This window comes from Corynebacterium oculi, assembly GCF_001412105.1.
Taxonomy (GTDB): domain Bacteria; phylum Actinomycetota; class Actinomycetes; order Mycobacteriales; family Mycobacteriaceae; genus Corynebacterium; species Corynebacterium oculi.
This window is the reverse complement of sequence record NZ_LKST01000003.1, coordinates 304,459-325,878: the sequence shown is the minus strand read 5'-3', so window position 1 is coordinate 325,878 and position 21,420 is coordinate 304,459. Positions and strand designations below refer to the sequence as shown.

Below are 21,420 nucleotides of genomic sequence, written 5' to 3'. Positions count from 1 at the left end.
GAGAGGAATTGTACTAAAAAGCCCTCCCCCGGGCGAACCCGCGGGAGGGCTTTGAGCAAGAGAGCAGACTATGCCTGCGCTAAACGACGCTGTGCCTTCAACGCAGCATCGGCGCGGCTTCGCACCAGGTCATCCTGCGAACCCAGATCCGCCTGCGCGGCGGCCACGTCCACGTCGGTGGCCCACACGGCGTAATCGGCAAGGATGATCACCTTCTCCGCCGACACGGACAGGAAACCACCCTGGACGGCGGCCACGAGACGATCGCCGTCCACGGGACGAATGGTGACCACGCCGTTCTCGACCAGCTGGCCGAGCATAGGCTCGTGGCCGGGGAGCACGCCGATCTCACCCTCGGTGGTCTCGGCGGTGACAATGCTGGCCTCGCCGTGCCACAGCTTCTCCTCCACGGAGACCAATTCTACGGTGATGGCAGCCATGACTCTCCTACTTCTCGGTCAGCTTCTTGTATGCAGCCTCGACGTCGTCCAGGCCACCCAGGTTGCTGAAGGCCTGCTCCGGGTAGGCATCGAACTCACCGTTGCAGATGCGCTCGAAGGCGTCGATCGTCTCGGACAGCGGGACGTACGAGCCCGGATCGCCGGTGAACTTCTGGGCCACAAAGAAGTTCTGGCCCAGGAAGCGCTGGATACGGCGGGCGCGCTGCACCGTGATCTTGTCCTCCTCGGAGAGCTCATCCATGCCGAGGATCGCGATAATATCCTGCAATTCCTTGTTCTTTTGCAGAATGTTAATCACGCGCTGCGCCACCTCGTAGTGCCGCTCGCCCACGATGCTGGGCTCCAGGATACGAGAGGTGGAGGTCAGCGGGTTCACGGCCGGGTAAATACCCTTGGAGGCGATCGAACGATCGAGCTCCGTGGTCGCATCCAGGTGGGCGAAGGTGGTGGCCGGGGCGGGGTCGGTGTAGTCATCCGCGGGCACGTAGACGGCCTGCAAGGAGGTGATCGACTTACCCTTGGTGGAGGTAATGCGCTCCTGGAGCACACCCATCTCATCCGCCAGGGTGGGCTGATAGCCCACGGCGGAGGGCATGCGGCCCAGCAGCGTGGACACCTCGGAACCGGCCTGGGTGAAGCGGAAGATGTTATCGATGAACAGCAGCACGTCCTGGTGCTGCACGTCACGGAAGTACTCCGCCATGGTCAGACCGGACAGGGCCACGCGCATACGCACTCCCGGCGGCTCGTCCATCTGGCCGAACACCAGGGCCGTATCCTGAAGCACGCCCATCTCCTCCATCTCCAGGAAGAGGTCCGTGCCCTCACGGGTGCGCTCGCCCACGCCGGCGAACACGGACGTACCGGAGAACTCGCGGGCGATACGGGTAATCATCTCCTGGATCAGCACCGTCTTGCCCACGCCGGCACCGCCGAAGAGGCCGATCTTGCCGCCCTTCACGTACGGGGTCAGCAGGTCAATCACCTTGATGCCCGTTTCCAGGATCTCGGTCTTGCCCTCCAGCTGATCGAAGGGAGGCGGATCGCGGTGGATGCCCCAGCGCTCCACCTCAGCGTCATTGTTAATCTCCGGCGCGTCCAGGCAATCGCCCAGGGCGTTAAAGACGTGGCCCTTGACCACGTCGCCCACCGGCACGGAAATGGGGGCGCCACTGTCCTTGACCTCGGCACCGCGGATCAGACCATCGGTGGGAGCCATGGAAATGGTGCGCACGAGGTTATCGCCCAGGTGCTGAGCGACCTCCAGGGTGATGGTCTTGGCCACCGCTTCGAGGGTAACCTCCACCGTCAGCGCGTTGTACAGCGCCGGGAGTTCGCCGCGCGGAAACTCCACGTCGACGACAGCACCGATGACGCGCACAACACGGCCGGCGGTGGTCGCCTGCTGTGCATTGTGCTCACTGAGAGCTGTACTCATAATTAGTCACTTTCTCCGCTTTCGGCGAGCGCGCCAGCGCCACCGACGATCTCTGTGATTTCCTGGGTGATCTGCGCCTGACGTGCCTGGTTGGCCACGCGGGAAAGGTCGTTGACCAACGCGGTGGCGTTATCAGTAGCAGACTTCATGGCGGTACGGCGCGAGGCCGATTCCGCGGCGGCGGCTTCGAGGAAAATCGAAAACAGGCTGCGCGAGACGTACTTGGGAAGCAGCGCCTCCAGCAGCGTGTCCGGATCGGGCTCAAACTCGTAATCCGGCTCCGCCGTCCCTGCCGTAGAAAGAAGATCCTCGCCCTTTTCCAGGGGAACGTCCTCAAAAACCGGCTCGATGGGCAGCAACTGGTGCGCGCGGGCGGTCTGCGTCAGCATGGACACAAACTCCGTGTACACCACGTGCACCTGGTCAAAGCCCTGGGTATCGGCCACGCCCTCGCGGGCGTGCGCGGTGCCCTCGGAGCCCGCCAGGAAGCCCTGCACGAGGTGCTGGCGCACGTCGTGCGTGGCGTCCCAGCTGGGGTCCTGCGAGAAACCGGACCACGACCCCGCGACGGCCTCGCCACGGAACTCGTAGTAGCCGATGCCCTTGGTGCCGGTGACGAACCGAACCACCTCGTAGCCGCTGTCCTCCAACATGCGGGTCAGTTCGGCGGCCTTCTTGAGCACGTTGTGGTTATAGCCACCACACATGCCTCGATCCGACGTCACGACGAGGACGGCCGCAACCTTGCCGTTTTCGCGCTTGTGGAGCATGGGGTGATCGAGCGAACTCGCGGCGGCGAGCCGCTCCACCACGTTTTGAATCTCCGTCGCATACGGTGCCGCGGCCTGAACGCGCCCCTGCGCCTTGGTAATGCGCGAGGTAGCGATCAGCTCCTGAGCCTTGGTGATCTTCTTGGTGGAATTGACCGACCGGATACGGTCGCGCAGTTCTCGAAGATTAGCCATGGAATGCCCTCCTCCCTTCTTGCTTGATGACGGTCATGGTATTCGGAATCATCTCCGCTACTTAGGCCGTCTTAGCACGGGAGACGTTGAGCTGGTTCTTCTTCACCTCGGAAGCAGCCAGGGCGTCCACCTCGGGTTCGTTAATCACGGGGGTGCCATCGCTGGTGCGGAAGGAAGCCGTGAAGTCCTGCGACGCCGCGAGCAGCGCCTGCTTGGACTCGTCGCTCAGCGCCGGGCCGCCGTCGATCTGCTCAAAGACCTGCGGGGCGTTAGCGTGCAGGTACTCCTGCAACTCCGCCTCGAAGCGGCGGACATCGGCCACCGGAACCACGTCGAACACGCCCTCGCCTGCCAACCAGATGGACACCATCTGGTACTCCACCGGCTGCGGGGAGCTCTCCGGCTGCTTCAGCAGTTCCACCAGGCGCTGGCCGCGCTCAAGCTGCGCCTTGGACGCAGCATCGAGATCGGAGGCGAAGGTAGCAAAGGCCTCCAGGTCGCGGTACGCGGCGAGATCCAGACGCAGCGAGCCGGCAACCTTCTTCATGCCCTTGGTCTGCGCCGCGCCACCCACGCGGGACACGGACACACCGACGTTAATAGCCGGGCGCACACCCTGGTTAAACAGGTCGGACTCCAGGAACACCTGGCCGTCCGTAATAGAGATCACGTTGGTGGGAATGAAGGCGGACACGTCGTTCGCCTTCGTCTCGATGATCGGCAAGGCCGTCATGGAACCCGCACCCATGTCATCCGACAGCTTGGCGGCGCGCTCCAGCAGGCGGGAGTGCAGGTAGAACACGTCACCGGGGTAGGCCTCGCGTCCCGGGGGACGGCGCAGCAGCAGGGAGATCGCGCGGTAGGCCTCGGCCTGCTTGGTCAGATCATCGTAAATCACCAGGACGTGATTGCCCTGGTACATCCAGTGCTGGCCCAGGGCCGCACCGGCGAAGGGGGCCAGCCACTTGAAGCCCGCGGCATCGGAGGCCGGAGCGGCCACGATGGTGGTGTACTCCAGGGCACCCTTTTCCTCCAGGGTGCGGCGCACCGCGGCGATCGTGGAGCCCTTCTGGCCCACGGCCACGTAGATGCAGCGCACCTGCTTGTTCTTGTCGCCGGACTCCCAGTTGGCCTTCTGGTTCAAGATGGTGTCGATGCAGACGGCCGTCTTACCCGTCTTACGGTCACCAATGATCAGCTGGCGCTGACCACGGCCGATCGGCGTCATGGCGTCGATGGCCTTGATGCCGGTCTGCATGGGCTCCTCCACGGGCTGACGCTGCAACACCGTGGGGGCCTGCAACTCCAGCACGCGGTTCTCCTCGGCGTTGATCGCGCCGAGGCCGTCAATGGGGTGGCCCAGGGGGTTAATTACGCGGCCGAGGAACTCGTCACCGACCGGAATGGACAGGACCTCGCCGGTCCTCGTGACCTCGTCGCCCTCCTTGAGGGACTCGAAGTTACCCAGAACCACCACGCCGATGGAATCGGTCTCCAGGTTCTGTGCGACGCCAATCACGCCGCCGGGGAACTCAAGCAGCTCGTTGGTCATTGCGGAAGGCAGACCCGAAACCTGGGCAATGCCATCAGCCGTGGAAATGACCACGCCGACCTCCTCACGGGAGGCCTCCGCGGAGAAGCTCGAGGTGTAGTTCGCTATCGCGCTACGAATCTCATCGGAGGAGATCGTCAGCTCCGCCATGTTCTTCCTGCTCTCGGTTGAATCGTGCAAATCGTCAATTTTCTCTGGTCCTAGGCCAGCTGGGCGCGGAGCCTACGGATCTTACCGGCGGTAGAGCCATCAATGCGCTCATCACCCACGCGGATCGTCATGCCACCGAGGAGGGACTCATCCACCTCGGTAAACACATCCATCTCCGCTCCGTAAATGCGCCCCAGTTTCTGGGCAAGCGCCTGCTTCTGCTCCTCGCTCAGCGGCCCCGCCGAGGTCACCTTGGCCACCTTGCGTCCGCGCAGGTGCGCGGCCTCGGCGGCCAACGCCGCAATATCGTCAATGGGGTTGTTCTCCGGGCGGCCAATCACCTGAAGCGCCAGCGCCTCGGTGTACTTGCTCACCTTTCCATAGAGCACGTTCGCCAGCAGACCACGCTGCCGGGAGCGCGCCACGGCGCGCTCGGACAGCAGCTGCGTGAGCTCGGGGTGGCGCTCCAGGAGGCGGCTGAGCTCAAAGAGCTCGCCCTCCACCTGCTCCAGCGTGCCCTCCAACTCCGCGCCGCGCAGCAGCGCTCGGCGGCCCAAGACCACCAAGCCCGTGCGGAACTCACGCGGGGTGGACCAGCGCGCACCGGCGGATTCCTTGAGCACCGTCAACGTGGCGGGGGATACCTTGCCTTCAAAAACTTCGGCAATGAGCCCCTGGCGCTGCTGGGCGGTGGAGGAAGCCTCCGCCACGGCCACGCGCAGCCCGCGGTGATCGTCAAGGAACTCGACGGCATCAAAGAGCTCGGCGCCGAGGGTGGCCGCCGTGACCACGGAGCCCGCGATCTGGGTGTCCAGGCTCTGCGCTACCTCTGCCAGTGCTTTGCGGCTCGCTGCGTGCATATCGCTCACTTTCCTGCCGGGGCGACGGAATCGAGATCCGCCAGGAAGGAGTCGATGGTGCCCGAGCGCTTGGTGGCCTCGGACAGCTCGCCACCGAGCAGCTTCTCTGCCAGGTTGATGGAGTTCTGGCCCATCTCCTGACGCAGCTCGGTAATCACCTGCTGGCGGGAAGCCTGAAGCTGCTTCTCACCGGACTCGATGATGCGGTTGGACTCCTCCGCCGCCTGGGCCTTCATCTCGGCCTCGATCTGCTTGCCGCGCTCGCGGGCCTGCTCGCGGATCTCCGCGGCCTCCGCACGGGCGTCGGAAAGCTGGGCGTTGTACTTCTCTAGGGCCGCCTTAGCTTCAGCCTGTGCAGCCTCCGCGCGCTGGATTCCACCTTGAATCCTGTCCTCGCGTTCGGTCAGGACCTCCTGGAACTTAGGAAGAACCAGCTTCCAGAAGAGCACCAGGACAACAAGGAAGCAAACGGCGGACCAGAAGATGTCATACGGCATGGGCAGCATGGGATTGTTGCCCGTGGAAAGGGGCAGATCCCGCTCTTCTCCCGCCGCGAGAACGCTTAATACGTCCGTCATCTGTAAAGGACCCTTCGTTTCGTGGCTGACTTGTTACAGGATGAAGCCGGCAACAAGGCCGATGAGGGCGAGGGCCTCGGTGAAGGCAATACCCAAGAACATCGTGGTACGGAGCTGACCGGCCATCTCGGGCTGGCGGGCCATGCCCTCCAGGGCCTTGCCCACGAGGATACCGATACCGATGCCGGGGCCGATAGCGGCCAGGCCGTAGCCGATGGCGCCGTAACCCTGTACCTTGGCGGCTTCGTCAGCGGCAACGAGGATGATGTCTTGCATTTCTAGTCTTTCCCTTTCGTGTTACCCGGCCCCAGGACGTGAATCCAAGGCAGTTCTGCGGCCGAGCGAGAAGTGTGTGGGGTTAGGGCCGTCCCTGATCGGGACGATAAGGATCAGTGTTCATCTGCATGCAACGACAATTCGATGTACACGGCCGAGAGCAGGGCGAAAATGTATGCCTGCAAGAAAATGACCAGCAACTCGAAGAGCGTAAACGCAACGGCGGCAACGAGGGTCACTGCGGACATAGCCGTCCAGCCATTGAACTGGAAGAAGAAGAAGTTCGTGGCGGAGAACAGCAGAACCAGAATCATGTGGCCGGCCAGCATATTCGCCATAAGACGAATGGTGAGCGTGGCCGGACGCAGGATAAAGGTGGAGAAGAACTCGATCGGCACCACCAGTACGTGGAGGAGCGGAGGCAAGTTCGGGATCACCACGGAGGACTTCACGAACTTGAAGAACCCGTAGCGCTTCGCACCCGCGTAGATAAACACCACATATCCCGCCAGCGCCAGCACCAGCGGCATGCCGATGCGGGCGTTGGGCGAGATATTAAGGCCCGGAATAATGGCAGGAAGGTTCATCGCAAAGACGAGGAAGAATACCGTGGCGATGAAGGGAAGGAAACGACGCCCCTCCTTCTTGCCCAGGATGTCCTCGGCGATGTGGACCCGCACGAAGTCCAGGCAGATCTCCGCGAAGTTCTGCAACCCTGACGGAACCAACTTGGGATTCCGCATGGCTATGACGAAAAAGAGTGCAACGATTGCCGCCATCAGGAGGCGGACGAACATCAGACGGTCTAGCGCGAACCAGTCATTGGCAAAGCCGGTCAGCCACAGGCCTACCGGATCGCCATTCTCGTTCACATGCCCCGGGAAGAATTCGTGATCCAGTGAAGGCGGGTGAAACTCGCCTTTAAAGGCCAAAGTTGTAACGCTCAGCGATCTCTCCCGTGTTCGGGCCGTGGGGAGACGAACTCCCACGGTGCGATGGACGTCTTACATGCTCACTGGCTCCGCCGTGGACTCCGTCGCACGTCTACGGAACGAAACCAGGGGTAGGACCCTCGCCCCTCGCGCAGCCTCACGCTGCCAAGAAAACGACGGCCGGGTTACCCGCGCTACATAGTAGCAGGTGCAAGGATAATCCACTTATCCGGCTTCACCCCCGTTTTCGGGTGCTTCACAGACCACCCCACGCCGGACTGGGCATTTTCTCAGCGCAAGCCCAGCCTCGACGCACCGCGCCACCGAGTCGCCGTACCACCGGTGGGCGCCCCTAGACGGACGGGGACGAGGGAGACTCCGTGTAGGTCACCCGCGAGGTCAGCACGCCCCAGGTCTCCGAGGCCAGGACCACCACCAGCACCACCACCACCGTGACCAGCAGCGCCCAGCGGTCATAGAAGTCCAGGCCGGAGATGCCCCACATCACCAGCATCACCAGTACGAGCTTCAGCAGCCAGCTCCCCAGCACCACCGCGCCGGTAGTCTGCGGGGAGGTCCGCGAGGTCAGCAGCACGCTGGCCACGGTCATGAGCACAAAGCCACCCCCCACGGCCGCCCCCACGAGCACCCCCCATACCCCCGGGAGCCCCGCGATCCACCCCCACAGCGCCAGCGAGATCACCGTGATTCCGGCCAGCGCCATGCTTCCCAGGCGCAGGGCGCGCAGCAGCGGGCGGCGGGGATCGTCAAAGTTTTCTTCTTGCACGTCACTCACCCGGCCGAGTCTACCCACGGCCCCCTCGCGCACCGCGAGCCCTACCCGCTCACTTCCGCCCCGGTACATCCCGCGGCCCGGCGGCGCTTCAGCGGCACCGCCATGAGCCCCGCCGCCACCAGGAGCGCTATCGCCGTTCCGGCCACCGCCACCAGTGGCGGCACCACGGAGAAGGAGACGGCCCCGAAGGCCACCACCGATACCCATAGGTACAGCACCAGCACCGTGCGCCGGTGGGTGTGCCCCAGGGAGAGCAGGCGGTGGTGCAGGTGCAGGCGATCGGCGGAGAAGGGGGAACGCCCCTCGGAAAGGCGGCGAACCACGGCCATCACGAGGTCCAGCACCGGCACGAACACCGCCGCGAGCACCACGATCAGCGGGCTCATCAGCGCCACCACGTCCACCGCGCCATAGAGGGACATGTTGATCTTCCCCGAGGCGGAGGTGGAGGCGGCCGCCAGCAGCAGGCCGATGAGCATGGCCCCGGAGTCCCCCATGAAGATCCGCGAGGGCTCAAAGTTATGCGGCAGGAAGCCCGCGCACATGCCCACCAGACCCGCCGCGATGATCGCCGGGGGGTAGGCGGAGACCGTGCCGCCCTGATCGTGCAGCACGGTGAGGGAAAAAAGCAGGATCGCCCCGCCGGCGATCATGCCCAGGCCCGCGGCGAGGCCGTCGAGCCCATCGACGAAGTTCACGGCGTTGATGAGCAGCACCGTGAGGAATACCGTCAAGATTGTAGACTGGACTTGATCGAGCACCACCGTGGTTCCCTCCCCCACGGGGAGATACAACAGCGTCCAGGAAAGCCCCAGCAGGCTCATCACCACCGCGCTGAGGAGTTGCCCGATGAGCTTGGTGAGCGCGTCGAGTTCATAGAGATCATCGACGATCCCCACCACCACGATCGCGGCCCCCGCCCATACCACGGCGTTCATTTCCGGGGTGATCGGCATGAAGCCCCGGGTGAGCGCGGGCAGCTGGTTGGCCACCAGGACGGCGGAGAGAAAGCCCGTGAACATCGCCACGCCACCCAGGCTCGGCGTGGGCTGCACGTGCACGTCGCGGGCGCGGATTTCCGCCACCCGGCCCGAGCGCAGCACCAGATAGCGCACCGCGCCGGTGGTCAGGAAGGTCACGGCGGCCGCCACCAGGAGCACCAGCCCCAGTTCCCGCAGGGGCACGCCCTCCACGCCCACCCCCATCTAGGCCGCTCCCCCGGGTTCCGGGGCGCGCAACCGGGCCGTCGGAAGCCCCAATACCTCCGCGATCTCCTCGGCGCTCACGGCCCCCTCGCGCAGGATCGTCGGCGTGTCCGCCGTGAGGTCCACGATGGTGGAGGGGCGTCCCACGGTGGCGCGCCCGGCGTCGAGGTAGGTGTCCACGGCGTCGCCAAGCTGGCGCTGGGCCTCCCCGGCCGTGGTGGGTGGCTGATGCCCGTGCAGGTTCGCGGAGGATACGGCCATCGGGCCGACCTCGCGGAGCAGCTGCACGGCCACCGGGTGATTGGGCATGCGCACCATCACGGTGCCGTGGGTATCTCCCAGATTCCAGGGCAGCGAGGGCGCCTGGCGCACCACCAGGGAAAGGCCACCGGGCCAGAATGCCTCCACGAGGGTGCGCGCGGTCTCGCTCATCGAGTCCACCAGCCCGGCGAGCGTGTCCCAGGAACCCACCAGCACCGGCACCGGGTGATCCGGCCCGCGCCGCTTGGCCGCCAGCAGGGCCGCCACCGCCTCGTTATTAAAGGCATCCGCGCCGATGCCATAGAGGGTGTCCGTGGGGAGCACCACCAGCCGCCCCTCCCGCGCGCTCTGCGCCGCGGCGGCAACGATCTGTGCTCGGGTGCGGGCGTCCATGCAACTGACAATGGCCCCCATAGGGTGAACCCCTTTCCTTCCCTTCGCGGGTCGCGGCAATTAAGGTCAGTTGCCCAGCTTACTCGCTGTGACAAAACGATCCCTACCGGAGAGATCGGGCAGGGCCACCGGGGCGCTCAAAGCCGGGCACCGCGCCACCACCCGCGCAACGTCCGCCGCGGTGGCGTCGTCATGCTCGATGCCCACCAGACCCCCCGGCACCAGCAGCGCCGCGGCGGGTTCCACCAGGCGGTTAATCACGCCCATGCCATCGGCCCCGGCAAAGACCGCCTCGTGGGGATCGTGATAGACCTCGGCGGGCAGGTCGTCCGCCTCCGGCACATACGGCGGGTTGCTCACCACCACGTCCACCCGGCCCGCCAGTTCCGCCAGCACCCCGGGATCGGTGGCATCCCCTTCGCGGAGTTCCACCCCCAGGGGGTCGAGGTTGCGGCGCGCCCACCCGGCGGCCTCGGGGCTGCGCTCCACGGCGACCACGCGGGCGTCGGCACGGGCGTGGGCGATATAGGCCGCCAGCGCCCCCGATCCGGTACACAGGTCCACCACGAGGGGCTTATCGACGCCCCGCAGCGCCCGCACCGCCCAGTCCGCCAGCACCTCCGTCTCCGGCCGGGGAATAAACACCCCCGGCCCCACGGCTAGGCGCAGCGGCCCGAAAGGAGCCCACCCCAGGAGGTATTGGAGGGGTTCGCGGCGCGCGCGGCGGCGGATCAGTTCCGCGTACTCCGGGGGCAGGGTGGCCTCGCGCCAGCCCACCTCCAGCGGGGAGCAGCCCAGCAGGTGCGCCGCGATCTCCCGGGCATCCACCTCGGGGCTGGGCACCCCGGCCCGGGCCAACTCCTCACGAGCCCAGGCGAGTTCCTCGCGCAGGGTCATTCTGCCTCGAGGCGCTCGGCGCGCTCGGCGGCCTGCAAGGCGGTGAACAGGTCATCGAGGTTGCCGTCAAGAACCTGGTCAAGGTTGTTGGCCTTGAACCCAATGCGGTGATCGGAAATGCGATTCTCCGGCCAGTTATAGGTGCGGATGCGCTCGGAGCGATCCATCGTGCGCACCTGCTTGGCGCGCCCCTCCGCCGCCTGGGCCTCGGCCTCGTCCTCCTTGAGTTGCTGGAGGCGGGCGGCCAGCACCTGCATGGCGCGGGCCTTGTTCTGAATCTGCGAGCGCTCCTTCTGGCAGGTCACCACCAGGCCCGTGGGCAGGTGGGTGATGCGCACGGCGGAGTCCGTGGTGTTCACGCCCTGGCCGCCCTTGCCGGAGGAGCGGTACACGTCAACGCGAATGTCCTTGTCGTCGATCTCCACCTGCTCCACCTCGTCCGGCTCCGGGTACACCAACACCCCGGCCGCCGAGGTCTGGATGCGCCCCTGGGACTCCGTCACCGGCACGCGCTGCACGCGGTGCACGCCGCCCTCGAACTTGAACACGCTCCACGCGCCGTCGCGCGAGGGGTTCTTAGCCCGGATAGACAAGGTCATGTCCTTGACCCCGCCGAGGTCGGACTCCGCCAGCCCCAGCACCTCGTAGGCAAAGTCGTGCTTATCCGCGTACTTCTCATACATGCGCACCAGATCGCCCGCAAAGAGCGCGGCCTCCTCGCCACCGGCCCCGGCCTTGATCTCCATGATGATGTCATCGCCATCGTGGGGATCGCGGGGGGCCAACAGGTCCGCCAGTTTTTCCTCCAGCTCCACCCGGGCGGCCTCCAGGCGCTCGGCCTCCGCCTGAAACTCCCGGTCCTCGCGCGCCATCTCGCGGGCGTCCTCCGCGTCGGTGCGCACCTGCTCAAGGTCGGTGGCCACCTTCACGATGGGCTGAAGCTGGGTATAGCGCTTGGAGAGTTTACGGAACTGCGCCTGATCCCCGATCACCTCGGGATCGGCCATCTGTGCCTCGATGCCCTGGTACTCGGAGAGCACGTCATCGACGGCTGAAACCTGATCCGCCATCTTAGGAATAGTCCTCCTCGTCCCCACGGGCGGCCATCGGCGCGGAGGAGGCCACCTGCATGAGGAACTCGCCGTTATTCTTCGTCTTTTTCAGCTGCTTCATCAGCAGGTCAATGGCCTGCTGGTTGTCCAACGCCGCCAGGATACGCCGCAGCTTATGCACCAGGCGGGCCTCCTCGGGGGCCAGCAGCAGCTCGTCCTTGCGGGTGCCGGAGGGGCCCACGTCCACGGCCGGGAACACGCGACGCTCGGAGATCTTGCGGTCCAGCTTCAGTTCCGCGTTGCCGGTGCCCTTGAATTCCTCGAAGATCACGGTATCGCCCGCGGAACCCGTCTCCACCATCGCGGTGGCGATGATGGTCAGGCTGCCACCGTTTTCGATGTTGCGCGCCGCGCCCAGGAAGCGCTTGGGCGGATACAGGGCGTTGGAGTCCACGCCGCCGGAGAGAATACGCCCGGAGGCCGGGGAGGAATTGTTATAGGCGCGACCCAGGCGGGTGATGGAGTCCAGCAGCACCACCACGTCGCGCCCCTGCTCCACCAGGCGCTTGGCGCGCTCGATCGCCAGCTCCGCCACGGCGGTGTGCTCGCTCGGCGGTCGATCAAAGGTGGAGGCGATCACCTCTCCGTTCACGGACCGCTGCATGTCCGTGACCTCCTCCGGGCGCTCGTCCACCAGCACCACCATGAGGTAGCACTCCGGGTTATTGGTGGAGATCGCGTTGGCCACGTTTTGCAGGATCGTGGTCTTACCGGCCTTGGGCGGGGAGACGATCAACGCGCGCTGCCCCTTGCCGATGGGCATGATGAGGTCGATCACGCGGGTGGTGAGGATCTTCTGCTCCGTCTCCAGGCGCAGGCGCTGGTTGGGATACAGCGGGGTGAGCTTGGCAAAGTTCGGCCGCTGCCGGGCCTCGTCCACCGTCATGCCGTTGACGGTGTCCACGCGCACCAGGTTGTTGTACTTCTGTTTGTTACGCCCGTGCCCGCGCGTCTGCGTCTGGCCCTGCTTGACCTGGCCCACGATGGCGTCGCCGCCGCGCAGCCCGCACTTGCGGATCAGTTGGTTGCTCACGTACACGTCGGCGGAGGAGGGGTGGTAGCCCGTGGTGCGCAGGAAGGCCACGTTGTTATCTACCATGTCCAGGATGCCCGCCACCTGCTCCAGTTCCTCCGGCAGCAGCGGCTCGTTGTGCTCGCGCGGCTCGCGTCCCCCCTCGTTGCCCCGGCCCCGGCGGTTATTGCGTCGATTGTTGCGGCGGTTATTGCGCCCGGCGCGGGAATCGCGCTGTTCCCTGTTCTCACGCCCCTCGCGGTGCTCGGCGTCTCCCCGGGAATCCTCGCCGCGCTCCTGCGGATCGTTATTGCCCTGCTCGGCGGCGGAGTTGTGATCCTCGCGGTGCTGTTGGCGGGCCCGGTTGCGGCGCGCCCGGCGCGCGGCGGCGCGGGACTCGTAGTGGTTGCCCTCCTGGTTGCCCTCCGCGTGCCGATCCGCCGCCCCCTCGGAGCGCTGAGACGGGGCCGCCTGCGTGCCCGCAGAAGCCTCGGCGCGGCGATCGTCGGCGGCCCCGCGGGGCGCCTGCCGGGTGGCATCGCCGGGGGTGTCCTCAACGATGACCTGGTCCACCAGTGCCTCTGATTCTGTTGCCCCTGTTGCCCCTGTCGCCATTGTCCTCGTGCTCTTTCTCCGAGTAGTTGCGTGCGGCCCCCGGCCTTGAATAGCGTCAATCAACTCGGATTTGCGCAGCCCCGATATTCCTTTGAGCCCCATCTGTGCGGCCACGGCGCGCAATTCTGGAATGCGCAGGCTCGCCAGGTTCTGCTCGGAACCACCTGGTTGGGTGGTGTTCTCCGGTGTGGTCACAGATGTCCTTTCATCGCTTGACCGGAAGTGATGTGAGATAAGCATGGGCGGATATTTAAACCCATTCTCCGGTGGTACCGGATGCTTTGTCTGTAATTAATCCGGCGCGGCGGCACCATCCTGCCTCACGCCCACGGCGAGAAACGAGGCGACAATGCGAAAGCCGTGCCCGTGGGATGTTCCCTCAAACGGTTCTGAGAGTAATGATGTGCCCCACGTGGAAATCATCAACCCCACGATCATGCCGACGCCGCAGCAACGCGGCACAGGCACGCCACAAAGGCGCCTGGGGATTGATCCTCACCCAGTGTAACGCATTCACCCCGCCCATATGTACCCGCCCCCAATCATCGCGCCGGTTAAAGTAGAGGCCATGCAGTCCACGATGCAGGACATTCCGCTGTCCCTCGCCAGCATTCTCACCTACGGCGCCAGCGTCCACGGCGATACCAAGGTGACCACCTGGGAGGGCGGGAACGGCAGCCACAGCACGTTCGCGGAGGTCGGGGCCCGCGCCGCGGCCCTGGCGCACGCCCTCCACGATCAACTCGGCATCACCGGGGATCAGCGCGTGGGCACGTTCATGGATAACTGCACCGAGCACCTGGAAACTATCCTGGCCGTGCCCGCGATGGGGGCGGTGCTCACCCCGCTGAATAAGAACCTCATGGATTCCCAGGTCCAGCACATGATCCATCACGCGGAGGTGGAGGTCATCGTGGCGGATGCCCGCCTGGCCGGGAAGCTGCGCGGCATCGTGGAATCCTGCCCCAGCGTGCGCGCGATCCTGTTCACCGGGCTGGGCACCCTGCCGCAGGAAGGTTTCCCCGCCACCGTGGAGATCCACTCCTACGAGGCGCTTCTCGACGGCCGCCCCACCGTCTACGAGTGGCCCACCCTCGACGAAAATACGGCTGCCGCCCTGTGCTACTCCACCGGCACCACCGGCCCGGCGAAGCCCGTGGCGTACTCGCACCGCTCCATGTATCTCATGGCGATGGAGTTGCGCACCACGGATTCCTTCGCCATCACCGAGGGCGAGTCCTTCCTGTGCTGCGTGCCCATCTTCCACGTGCTCAGCTGGGGGGTGCCTTACGCCGCCTTCATGGCGGGCGCACCCCTGATCTTCCCCGGCGCGGATCTCTCACCCACCACGCTGGCCGATCTCATCGCCGCCACCCACCCGCGCGTGGCCCACGGGGTGCCTACCGTGTGGATGCAACTCATCGTGCATTACCTGCACCATCCCCCGGAGCGCATGTCCCTGGTGGAGATCTACGTGGGCGGCTCCCCCGCCCCGCCCATCCTCATCCGCATGTGGGAGGAGCGCTACGGCGTGGACGTGATCCACGTGTGGGGCATGACGGAGACCTCCACCGTGGGCACGGTGTCCCGGCCTCCCGCGGGTGTCTCCGGGGAGGCGCGCTGGACGTACCGGATCAGTCAGGGGCGTTTTCCCGCCTCCCTGGAATACCGGGTGGTCAATGATGACAAGGTGGTATCCGCGACCGATCGCAACCAGGGCGAGATCCAGGTGCGCGGCAATCTCGTGGCCGCCCGCTACGCAGGTTCCCCGGAAGAGCAGCCCCCGGAGCAGTTCACGGCCGACGGCTGGCTGCGCACGGGCGACGTCGGCTCCGTCACCTCCGATGGCTACCTCACCATTCACGATCGCGCCCGCGACGTGATCCGCTCCGGAGGCGAGTGGATCTACTCCGCCCTCCTGGAAAACCTGGTGATGGAGGCTCCCGAGGTGGTGGAGGCCGCGGTGATCGGCTACCCGGATAAGAAGTGGGGCGAGCGTCCCCTGGTGGTCACGGTTCTGCACGAGCCCTTTCCCCCCACCGCCGAAACCGCGGTGGCGCTGCGCGAACGGCTGCGGGCCTCCCTGCCCCACTGGATGCTCCCGGAGTACTGGACCTTCGTGGACAGCATAGACAAGACCTCGGTGAATAAGTTTGATAAGAAGGATCTGCGCAAGCACCTCGCGGCGGGCGAATACGAGGTGATTGCGCTGCCCGGCCCCGGGGACAAGGCCGAGAACCCAGAAAAGTAATTCAATTCACACCGAAGCAACGTCGAGGAAACAGCGCCCGGCGGTTACAATGATGTATCTTCCAATCCGCTTTTCCGCATAAGGAGTATTCGTGCCCGAGGCCTCACCGCGCACCCCGCGCGCTGCCACCGAGCTTTTCCCCGAGGCCCTCACCCTCAGCCCCAAGCAGAACCTCGTCCTGAGCACCCTGCGCGAGTTTCCCCACGGGGCCAGCGCGGCCGACCTCGCCGCACGCCTGGGCATGCACGCCAATACCGTGCGCGGGCATCTAGAGGAACTCCTCGCGCACAAGGCCGTCAGCCAGCACTCCGCCCCCGCCCAGGGGCGGGGCAGGCCCACCCTCATCTTTCACGCCAGGGTTCCCGATACCCGGGCCGTAGCCCAGGAATACATCAACCTCATCGGGCATCTGGCCCAGGCCATCGAGCCGGAACAGGCCCGGGAGGTGGGGCGGCGCTGGGCCCAATCCGAGGGCCCGGGCACCGTGGAGGAACTGGTGGAAAAACTCCAGGAACTCGGCTTTCATCCGCAACTGCGCGAAAAGGATCACGCCCTGGATCTCCGCGCCTGCCCCTTCATCAAGGACTCCACGCCCCCGCACCCCTCGGTATGCGGCATGCACGAGGGGTTCTTTCAGGAGTTCCTCAGCGCCCCCGAGCACACCCGCGTGCTCCCCCTGCGCACCAACTGCACCTGCACCATCGTGCTGGACGATGACGACGCCGCCTCCGGCTAGGCCGTGCCCACCTGCACCGTGGGTTTAGCCGCCACCTCTAACTCGTGCACCGTCAGGCCCGCCGCGCGGGCCTCATCCAAAATGCCCCGCTCCACTGGCTCGGTGGAGAGCACCATCACGGTGGGGCCCGCCCCCGAGAGGTACGCCGCATAGCCCCGGTTGCGCAGGCGATTGACCCACTCCGCCGTCACCGGCAGCACGTCCGCGCGGTAGGGCTGGTGCAGGCGATCCCGCGTGCCCTCCCACAGCAACTCCGGGTGGCTTTGCAGCGCCACCGTCATCACGGCGGTGCGCGAGACGTTAAAGCGCGCGTCCGTGTGGGTGACGTGGCTGGGAAGCACGCGGCGCACCGCCTGCGTGGAGGCGTGGAAGTCCGGCACCAGGGCCGTGGCGCGAATCCCCTCGTGCACCGGAATGGACACCGCCCGGTACACCGGCTGGCTGCGCCCGTCCACGGGAATCTCCGTCCAGGAGACCACCGCGCGGCCCAGCACCGAGGCCCCGGCGTTATCCGGGTGCCCCTCAAAGGTGGAGGAGAGCTGCACCAGGCGCTCCTCGTCCAGGGGGAAGCCGGCCAGGGCGTTGGCCGCCAGCGCCCCGGCCACGGCGGCGGCGGCCGAGGAACCCAGGCCCCGCGACTGCGGGATCGTGTTGGTGCACACCAGCCGCAGGCCGGGGGCGGTGACGTCCGCCGCCGCCAGGCCCGCGTGTAGGGCCTTCACCACCAGGTGCGAGGAATCGCGGGGAAGATCCTCCTCCCCCTCCCCATGGATTATTACCTCCAGGCCGGAGGCGATCACCTCCACCTCCACGGTGTCGTAGATGCTCACCGCCATACCCAGGGTGTCAAAGCCGGGGCCAAGGTTGGCCGTGGAGCCGGGCACCCGCACTACCGCGCGGCGGCCCACCTCTAGTTCCACGCTCATATCGCGCCGTTCTCCTTTTCCGTATCCGTTTTAAGCACTCGCCCGCCGCGATATCCGCCGCGATATAAGGAACGCGGCGCACACCACCAAGGCCCCCACGAGCACCGAAAAGACGCCGTCCTCCGCGTCAAAGGTGTGCTCCCCCAGGTTCGATTCCACAATCCGAATCAGGAAGAAAAGCACCCCTAATCCCGCCGCGGCCCTGGCCAGATGGAGAAATATCTCCTTGGCAGAGGCAAGGTAGAGCAGGCTCAGGGCGGCGCCGAGGGCCATTCCGCCGGAGGCCGCGATGCTCACGAGGAAAACCTCCGTGGATTCCTCCCTCATCAAGACGCTCCCGGCATCCAGCAGAAAGAGCAGGAGGGCAACCAGCGTCACACCGGCACGCGCCCTCACGCCGCTCACCGCTACTCCGCCATCCGAATCACCGTGTCCACGGTGAGTACGTCATCCAGGGTAGCCAGCTCCGTGACCGTGGCGTCCAGGCTCTCCTCGGAGGCCTCGTGGGTAAGCAGGATCAGGCGGGCGGCGTCGTCACGCTCCTCCTGGCGCACCGTGCGCAGAGAGATACCGTTCTTCGCGCACACCGCGGCAACCTCCGCCAGAACACCCACGCGATCGCGCACGTGCATGTCGATGTGATAGCGGGTGGGCACCTGGCCAAAGTCCGCCAGCGGCAGGTTGGCGTAGGTGGACTCCCCCGGTGCCCGGCCGCCGTGAACCTTGTTGCGCGCCGCGCCCACAAGATCGCCCAGCACGGCCGAGGCCGTGGGGTTACCGCCAGCGCCATTACCGTAGAACATCAATCGACCTGCCGCCTCTGCCTCGACGAATACCGCGTTATAGGAACCGTTCACGCTGGCCAGGGGGTGATCCCGGCGCACCAGGGTGGGATGCACGCGGGCGGAGACGGAATCCTCGCCCGCCGCGCTGCGAATCCGCTCGCAGATGGCCAGGAGCTTGATGGTGTAGCCCGCGTTCTTGGCGGCCTCGATGTCCTGCGCGGTGATCTTGGTGATGCCCTCGCAGTACACATCCGAGGCCTTCACCCTGGTGTGAAACGCCAGGGAGGCCATGATGGCGGCCTTGGAGGCGGCGTCGTGGCCCTCCACGTCGGCGGTGGGATCGGCCTCCGCGTAGCCCAGGCGGGTGGCCTCGGCCAGCATGTCATCGTAGGAGGCGCCGGTCTCATCCATCGCGTCCAGAATGAAGTTCGTGGTGCCGTTGACGATGCCGGAGATCCGCTCGATCTGGTCACCCGCCAGGGAGCGGCGCAGCATACCCACCACGGGGATCGCGGCAGCCACGGCGGCCTCGAAGTAGAGGTCTACCCCGGCCGCCTCGGCGGCGTCGGCAAGCTCATCGGCGTGCGCGGCCACCAGGGCCTTGTTGGCGGTGACCACGGACTTTCCGGCGTTGAGCGCGGCGAGCACGAGTTTCCGGGGATACTCGATGCCGCCGATCACCTCCACCACGATGTCCACGTCCTCGCGGGCGATGAGTTCCATCGCGTCGTCGAAAAGCAACTCCTTGGGTAGCGTCCTGCTGTGCTTGGTGGGGTTGGACACCGCCACCCCGCGCAGCGCCAGCGGGCCGCCGATGCGGTGGGAAAACGCCTCGGCGTTGGCCTCCATGAGTCGGCGCACCTCCGAGCCCACGGTGCCGTGGCCCAAAATAGCCACGCCCACCTCGCGCCCCTGCGGCACGTCCGACATTGCGGTTACCTCACTGGTGGTGCTCATAGTTCTCCCAGAATTCGTTGCTCGTACCCTTATCTGTCTTTTCCGCTAACTATAGCGATCTCCCCCGGTCAGGACGCAGGCGAGCAAGCCCGGCCGCGGGCACGAAGCCCCGAGCGCTGCGCCCGCGCAGGTACAGGCCACGCGGGGAGGAAACGCACCCGGGCGAACGATGAAAATAATTACCCTGCCCGGCGGGGCATTAGGCCCCCAGCTCCCGACGCCGCCGGGTGGCCACGCGCAGCCGCTCAGTCCGCTTCTTCTTCTCTTCCTTTTGCAGCTTGTTGAAGATCTCCTCGTCCTCATCGTTATAGGAGTAAAACGTCCGAAAGACGTAAGGGATCACGAGAGCCCCGATCGTCACCCCCCCCCACGCCCAATCCCAATCCGCGACGATGACCCCGCCCACGAACGCCACCGTGGCCACCGCGCCGAACACGGCGTCGATGGCCTGCACGGTGTGCCCGCGCCGCAGCAGGGAATCCAGCTCGCGCTGGGTCTCGCGCTCGGCGGTGGGGGCGGGCTCCTCCGGCTCGAGTTCCGGCAGATCCCCCAGTACCGCCGCCACGTCCTCCCGAGTGCGGGCCACCGCAGCCCGGCCGGTGCGCTCCTCGAACTCGGCAACGTCGATGAAGCCGCGCACGAAGTACTCGCTTAAGGATTCCAGTGCGGCACTGCGTTCCCGGTCGCCCACGCGGATTTCAGCGTCTCCTTCCCGCTTTTCGGGCACGTCGGCCTCCTTCTCCCCTAGTCTTGCTCCAGCGCTAATATATCCGCCACCGTCTCCCGGCGCAGCATCACGCGCGCCTTACCGGAGGTCACGGTAATCACCGGCGGGCGGCCAAAGGCGTTATAGCGGCTCGACAGCGCGTAGCAGTACGCGCCCGTGGCCGGGAGAGCGAGCAGGTCACCGGGGCCGATGTCATCGGGAAGGTGCGCGTCCTCGATGAGGATATCCCCTGACTCGCAGTGCGAGCCCACCACGCGGCTTTCCACCGGCTCGCCGTCCACGAAGCGGGAGACCACGCGGGCATCGTACTGTGCGCCGTAGAGCACGGGGCGGATGTTATCCGAGATTCCCCCGTCCACGGAGAGGTAGCGGCGCGTGCGTTCGTCCTCCACGTGCACGTCCTTGACGGTGCCCACGGTGTACACCGTCACCGTGGAGGGGCCGGCGATCGCGCGGCCCGGCTCCACCGTTACCGTGGGCGTGGGCAGGCCCCGATCCCGCGCGTGCTGACGCACCTTATTCAGCAGATCCTCGGCCACCGCCGCCACGTCCAGCGGCTGCTCCCCCGGCAGATAGGCGATGCCATAGCCGCCGCCCAAGTCCAGCGTGGAGAGTTGCCCGGCCAGGCCGTCGCGCCCGCCGGGGTGGAGGGCGGGAAGTTCCTCAAGGATCTGCTCCACCAGCCCCAACACTCGCTCCGCGGCCAGGGAGAAGCCCTCCGCGTCAAAAACCTGCGAACCCACGTGGCAGTGCAGCCCCACCAGGCGCAGGTGCGGGCTTTCCAGCGCCTCGCGGGCGGCGCGCAGCGCGGAACCGGAGGCCAGGGAAAAGCCAAACTTCTGATCCTCGTGCGCCGTGGCGATGGCCTCGTGGGTGTGCGCCTTGATGCCCGGCTTCACCCGCACCAGCACCGGCTGCACCACCCCGGCCTCCCGCGCGGCCTCGGCCAGGCGGCCTATCTCCTGGAAGGAATCCAGGATCACGCCCCCCACCCCTTCCTCCACGCAGCGGCGCAGGAACACCGGGGTCTTGTTATTCCCATGCGCGGCGATGCGGCCCGCCGGGAAACCCGCAGCCAGGGCGATCTGCAACTCGTTATCGGAGGCCACGTCGAGGGAAAGCCCCTCCTCCTCCACCCATCGCGCCACGGTGCGGGTGAGAAAGGCCTTGGCCGCGTAGTGCACGTTGGCCGCCCCGCCAAAGGCCTGCGCCATCGCGCGGCAGCGGGAGCGGAAATCCGCCTCGTCGAGCACCAGCACGGGGCTGCCGTACTCCTCCACGATCTCCGGGAGCGGCACCCCCGCGATTGTCACCACGCCGTCCTCCTGGCGGCGGGCGTGAGCGGGCCACACGTGGCTGGGCAACTCATTGAACGTATCGGCGTCCATCGGTTCCTTTGGCACTTCTTCGGGCGGGCCGGGCTGCGCCCGATGCTGCCGCGCACTGTCACGGATAAAAACGTATGCGCGTTAGGCTACACCGCAGCCCCGCGCGCACACTACTTTCCGCCCCCTTTACATGCGGTCTCTCCCCTC

At 66.1% G+C, this 21,420-nt stretch carries 21 protein-coding genes; 2 read left to right on the top strand and 19 right to left on the bottom strand.

Annotated elements, in window-relative coordinates; all coding sequences use genetic code 11:
• Nucleotides 1-68 precede the first annotated feature (68 nt).
• From Cocul_RS08980 to rho, 14 genes are all read right to left on the bottom strand, one after another.
• Nucleotides 69-440: a F0F1 ATP synthase subunit epsilon gene (locus tag Cocul_RS08980; RefSeq protein ID WP_055122939.1), complete on the bottom strand. Its 372-nt coding sequence runs from the start codon at nt 438-440 to the stop codon at nt 69-71.
• A gap of 7 nt (nt 441-447) precedes the next feature.
• Complete coding sequence (atpD, locus tag Cocul_RS08975; protein ID WP_055122938.1) at nt 448-1,899, bottom strand: F0F1 ATP synthase subunit beta; 1,452 nt, start codon at nt 1,897-1,899, stop codon at nt 448-450.
• A 2-nt stretch (nt 1,900-1,901) separates the two neighbouring features.
• Nucleotides 1,902-2,864 (bottom strand): F0F1 ATP synthase subunit gamma, encoded by a 963-nt coding sequence (locus tag Cocul_RS08970; RefSeq protein WP_055122937.1) that lies wholly within the window; start codon nt 2,862-2,864, stop codon nt 1,902-1,904.
• 61 nt (nt 2,865-2,925) lie between these two features.
• Entirely contained in the window at nt 2,926-4,566 is a 1,641-nt protein-coding gene (gene atpA, locus Cocul_RS08965) for a F0F1 ATP synthase subunit alpha (protein WP_055122936.1), read from the bottom strand.
• Between the two features lie 50 nt (nt 4,567-4,616).
• Nucleotides 4,617-5,426 (bottom strand): F0F1 ATP synthase subunit delta, encoded by an 810-nt coding sequence (locus tag Cocul_RS08960; protein WP_055122935.1) that lies wholly within the window; start codon nt 5,424-5,426, stop codon nt 4,617-4,619.
• Nucleotides 5,427-5,431: 5 nt separating this feature from the next.
• The gene (locus Cocul_RS08955; protein ID WP_055122934.1) at nt 5,432-6,004 is read right to left on the bottom strand and encodes a F0F1 ATP synthase subunit B; all 573 of its coding nucleotides are present in this window, start codon (nt 6,002-6,004) and stop codon (nt 5,432-5,434) included.
• 33 nt (nt 6,005-6,037) lie between these two features.
• Nucleotides 6,038-6,280, bottom strand: coding sequence for an ATP synthase F0 subunit C (locus Cocul_RS08950; RefSeq protein ID WP_055122933.1), 243 nt, complete (start codon nt 6,278-6,280; stop codon nt 6,038-6,040).
• Between the two features lie 113 nt (nt 6,281-6,393).
• Complete coding sequence (gene atpB, locus Cocul_RS08945) at nt 6,394-7,212, bottom strand: F0F1 ATP synthase subunit A (protein ID WP_055122932.1); 819 nt, start codon at nt 7,210-7,212, stop codon at nt 6,394-6,396.
• Nucleotides 7,213-7,564: 352 nt separating this feature from the next.
• Entirely contained in the window at nt 7,565-7,999 is a 435-nt protein-coding gene (locus tag Cocul_RS08940; protein WP_082422276.1) for a Cg1360 family ATP-synthase-associated protein, read from the bottom strand.
• Nucleotides 8,000-8,049: 50 nt separating this feature from the next.
• Complete coding sequence (locus Cocul_RS08935) at nt 8,050-9,213, bottom strand: MraY family glycosyltransferase (RefSeq protein WP_055122931.1); 1,164 nt, start codon at nt 9,211-9,213, stop codon at nt 8,050-8,052.
• Nucleotides 9,214-9,888 carry an L-threonylcarbamoyladenylate synthase gene (locus tag Cocul_RS08930; RefSeq protein WP_055122930.1) on the bottom strand — a complete coding sequence of 225 codons (675 nt, stop codon included), beginning with the start codon at nt 9,886-9,888 and terminating at the stop codon, nt 9,214-9,216. It abuts the gene before it with no gap.
• A gap of 45 nt (nt 9,889-9,933) precedes the next feature.
• A complete protein-coding gene (gene prmC / locus Cocul_RS08925) occupies nt 9,934-10,764 on the bottom strand; it encodes a peptide chain release factor N(5)-glutamine methyltransferase (protein ID WP_055122929.1) in 831 nt (276 codons plus the stop codon).
• Entirely contained in the window at nt 10,761-11,834 is a 1,074-nt protein-coding gene (gene prfA / locus Cocul_RS08920) for a peptide chain release factor 1 (protein WP_055122928.1), read from the bottom strand. The genes prmC and prfA overlap by 4 nt, the downstream gene beginning before the upstream one ends.
• Before the next feature lies 1 nt (nt 11,835).
• Nucleotides 11,836-13,605 carry a transcription termination factor Rho gene (gene rho, locus Cocul_RS08915; protein ID WP_425388788.1) on the bottom strand — a complete coding sequence of 590 codons (1,770 nt, stop codon included), beginning with the start codon at nt 13,603-13,605 and terminating at the stop codon, nt 11,836-11,838.
• Nucleotides 13,606-14,071: 466 nt separating this feature from the next.
• On the opposite strand from rho, the gene Cocul_RS08910 reads away from it, so the two are divergent.
• Nucleotides 14,072-15,754, top strand: a complete 1,683-nt coding sequence (locus tag Cocul_RS08910; protein WP_055122926.1) for a long-chain fatty-acid--CoA ligase — start codon at nt 14,072-14,074, stop codon at nt 15,752-15,754.
• 91 nt (nt 15,755-15,845) lie between these two features.
• Nucleotides 15,846-16,490 (top strand): helix-turn-helix transcriptional regulator, encoded by a 645-nt coding sequence (locus tag Cocul_RS08905; protein ID WP_055122925.1) that lies wholly within the window; start codon nt 15,846-15,848, stop codon nt 16,488-16,490.
• Here Cocul_RS08905 and thrB read toward each other — a convergent pair.
• The 5 genes from thrB to lysA all read right to left on the bottom strand — a co-directional run bounded on the left by thrB (nt 16,487) and on the right by lysA (nt 21,273).
• Nucleotides 16,487-17,416 (bottom strand): homoserine kinase, encoded by a 930-nt coding sequence (thrB, locus tag Cocul_RS08900; protein ID WP_055122924.1) that lies wholly within the window; start codon nt 17,414-17,416, stop codon nt 16,487-16,489. The genes Cocul_RS08905 and thrB overlap by 4 nt on opposite strands.
• A gap of 30 nt (nt 17,417-17,446) precedes the next feature.
• Nucleotides 17,447-17,794, bottom strand: coding sequence for a hypothetical protein (locus tag Cocul_RS08895; protein WP_150114432.1), 348 nt, complete (start codon nt 17,792-17,794; stop codon nt 17,447-17,449).
• Nucleotides 17,795-17,823: 29 nt separating this feature from the next.
• Entirely contained in the window at nt 17,824-19,158 is a 1,335-nt protein-coding gene (locus Cocul_RS08890) for a homoserine dehydrogenase (RefSeq protein ID WP_055122922.1), read from the bottom strand.
• A gap of 199 nt (nt 19,159-19,357) precedes the next feature.
• A complete protein-coding gene (locus tag Cocul_RS08885; protein WP_055122921.1) occupies nt 19,358-19,885 on the bottom strand; it encodes a DUF1707 SHOCT-like domain-containing protein in 528 nt (175 codons plus the stop codon).
• Between the two features lie 17 nt (nt 19,886-19,902).
• Entirely contained in the window at nt 19,903-21,273 is a 1,371-nt protein-coding gene (gene lysA / locus Cocul_RS08880) for a diaminopimelate decarboxylase (protein ID WP_055122920.1), read from the bottom strand.
• Nucleotides 21,274-21,420 lie beyond the last annotated feature (147 nt).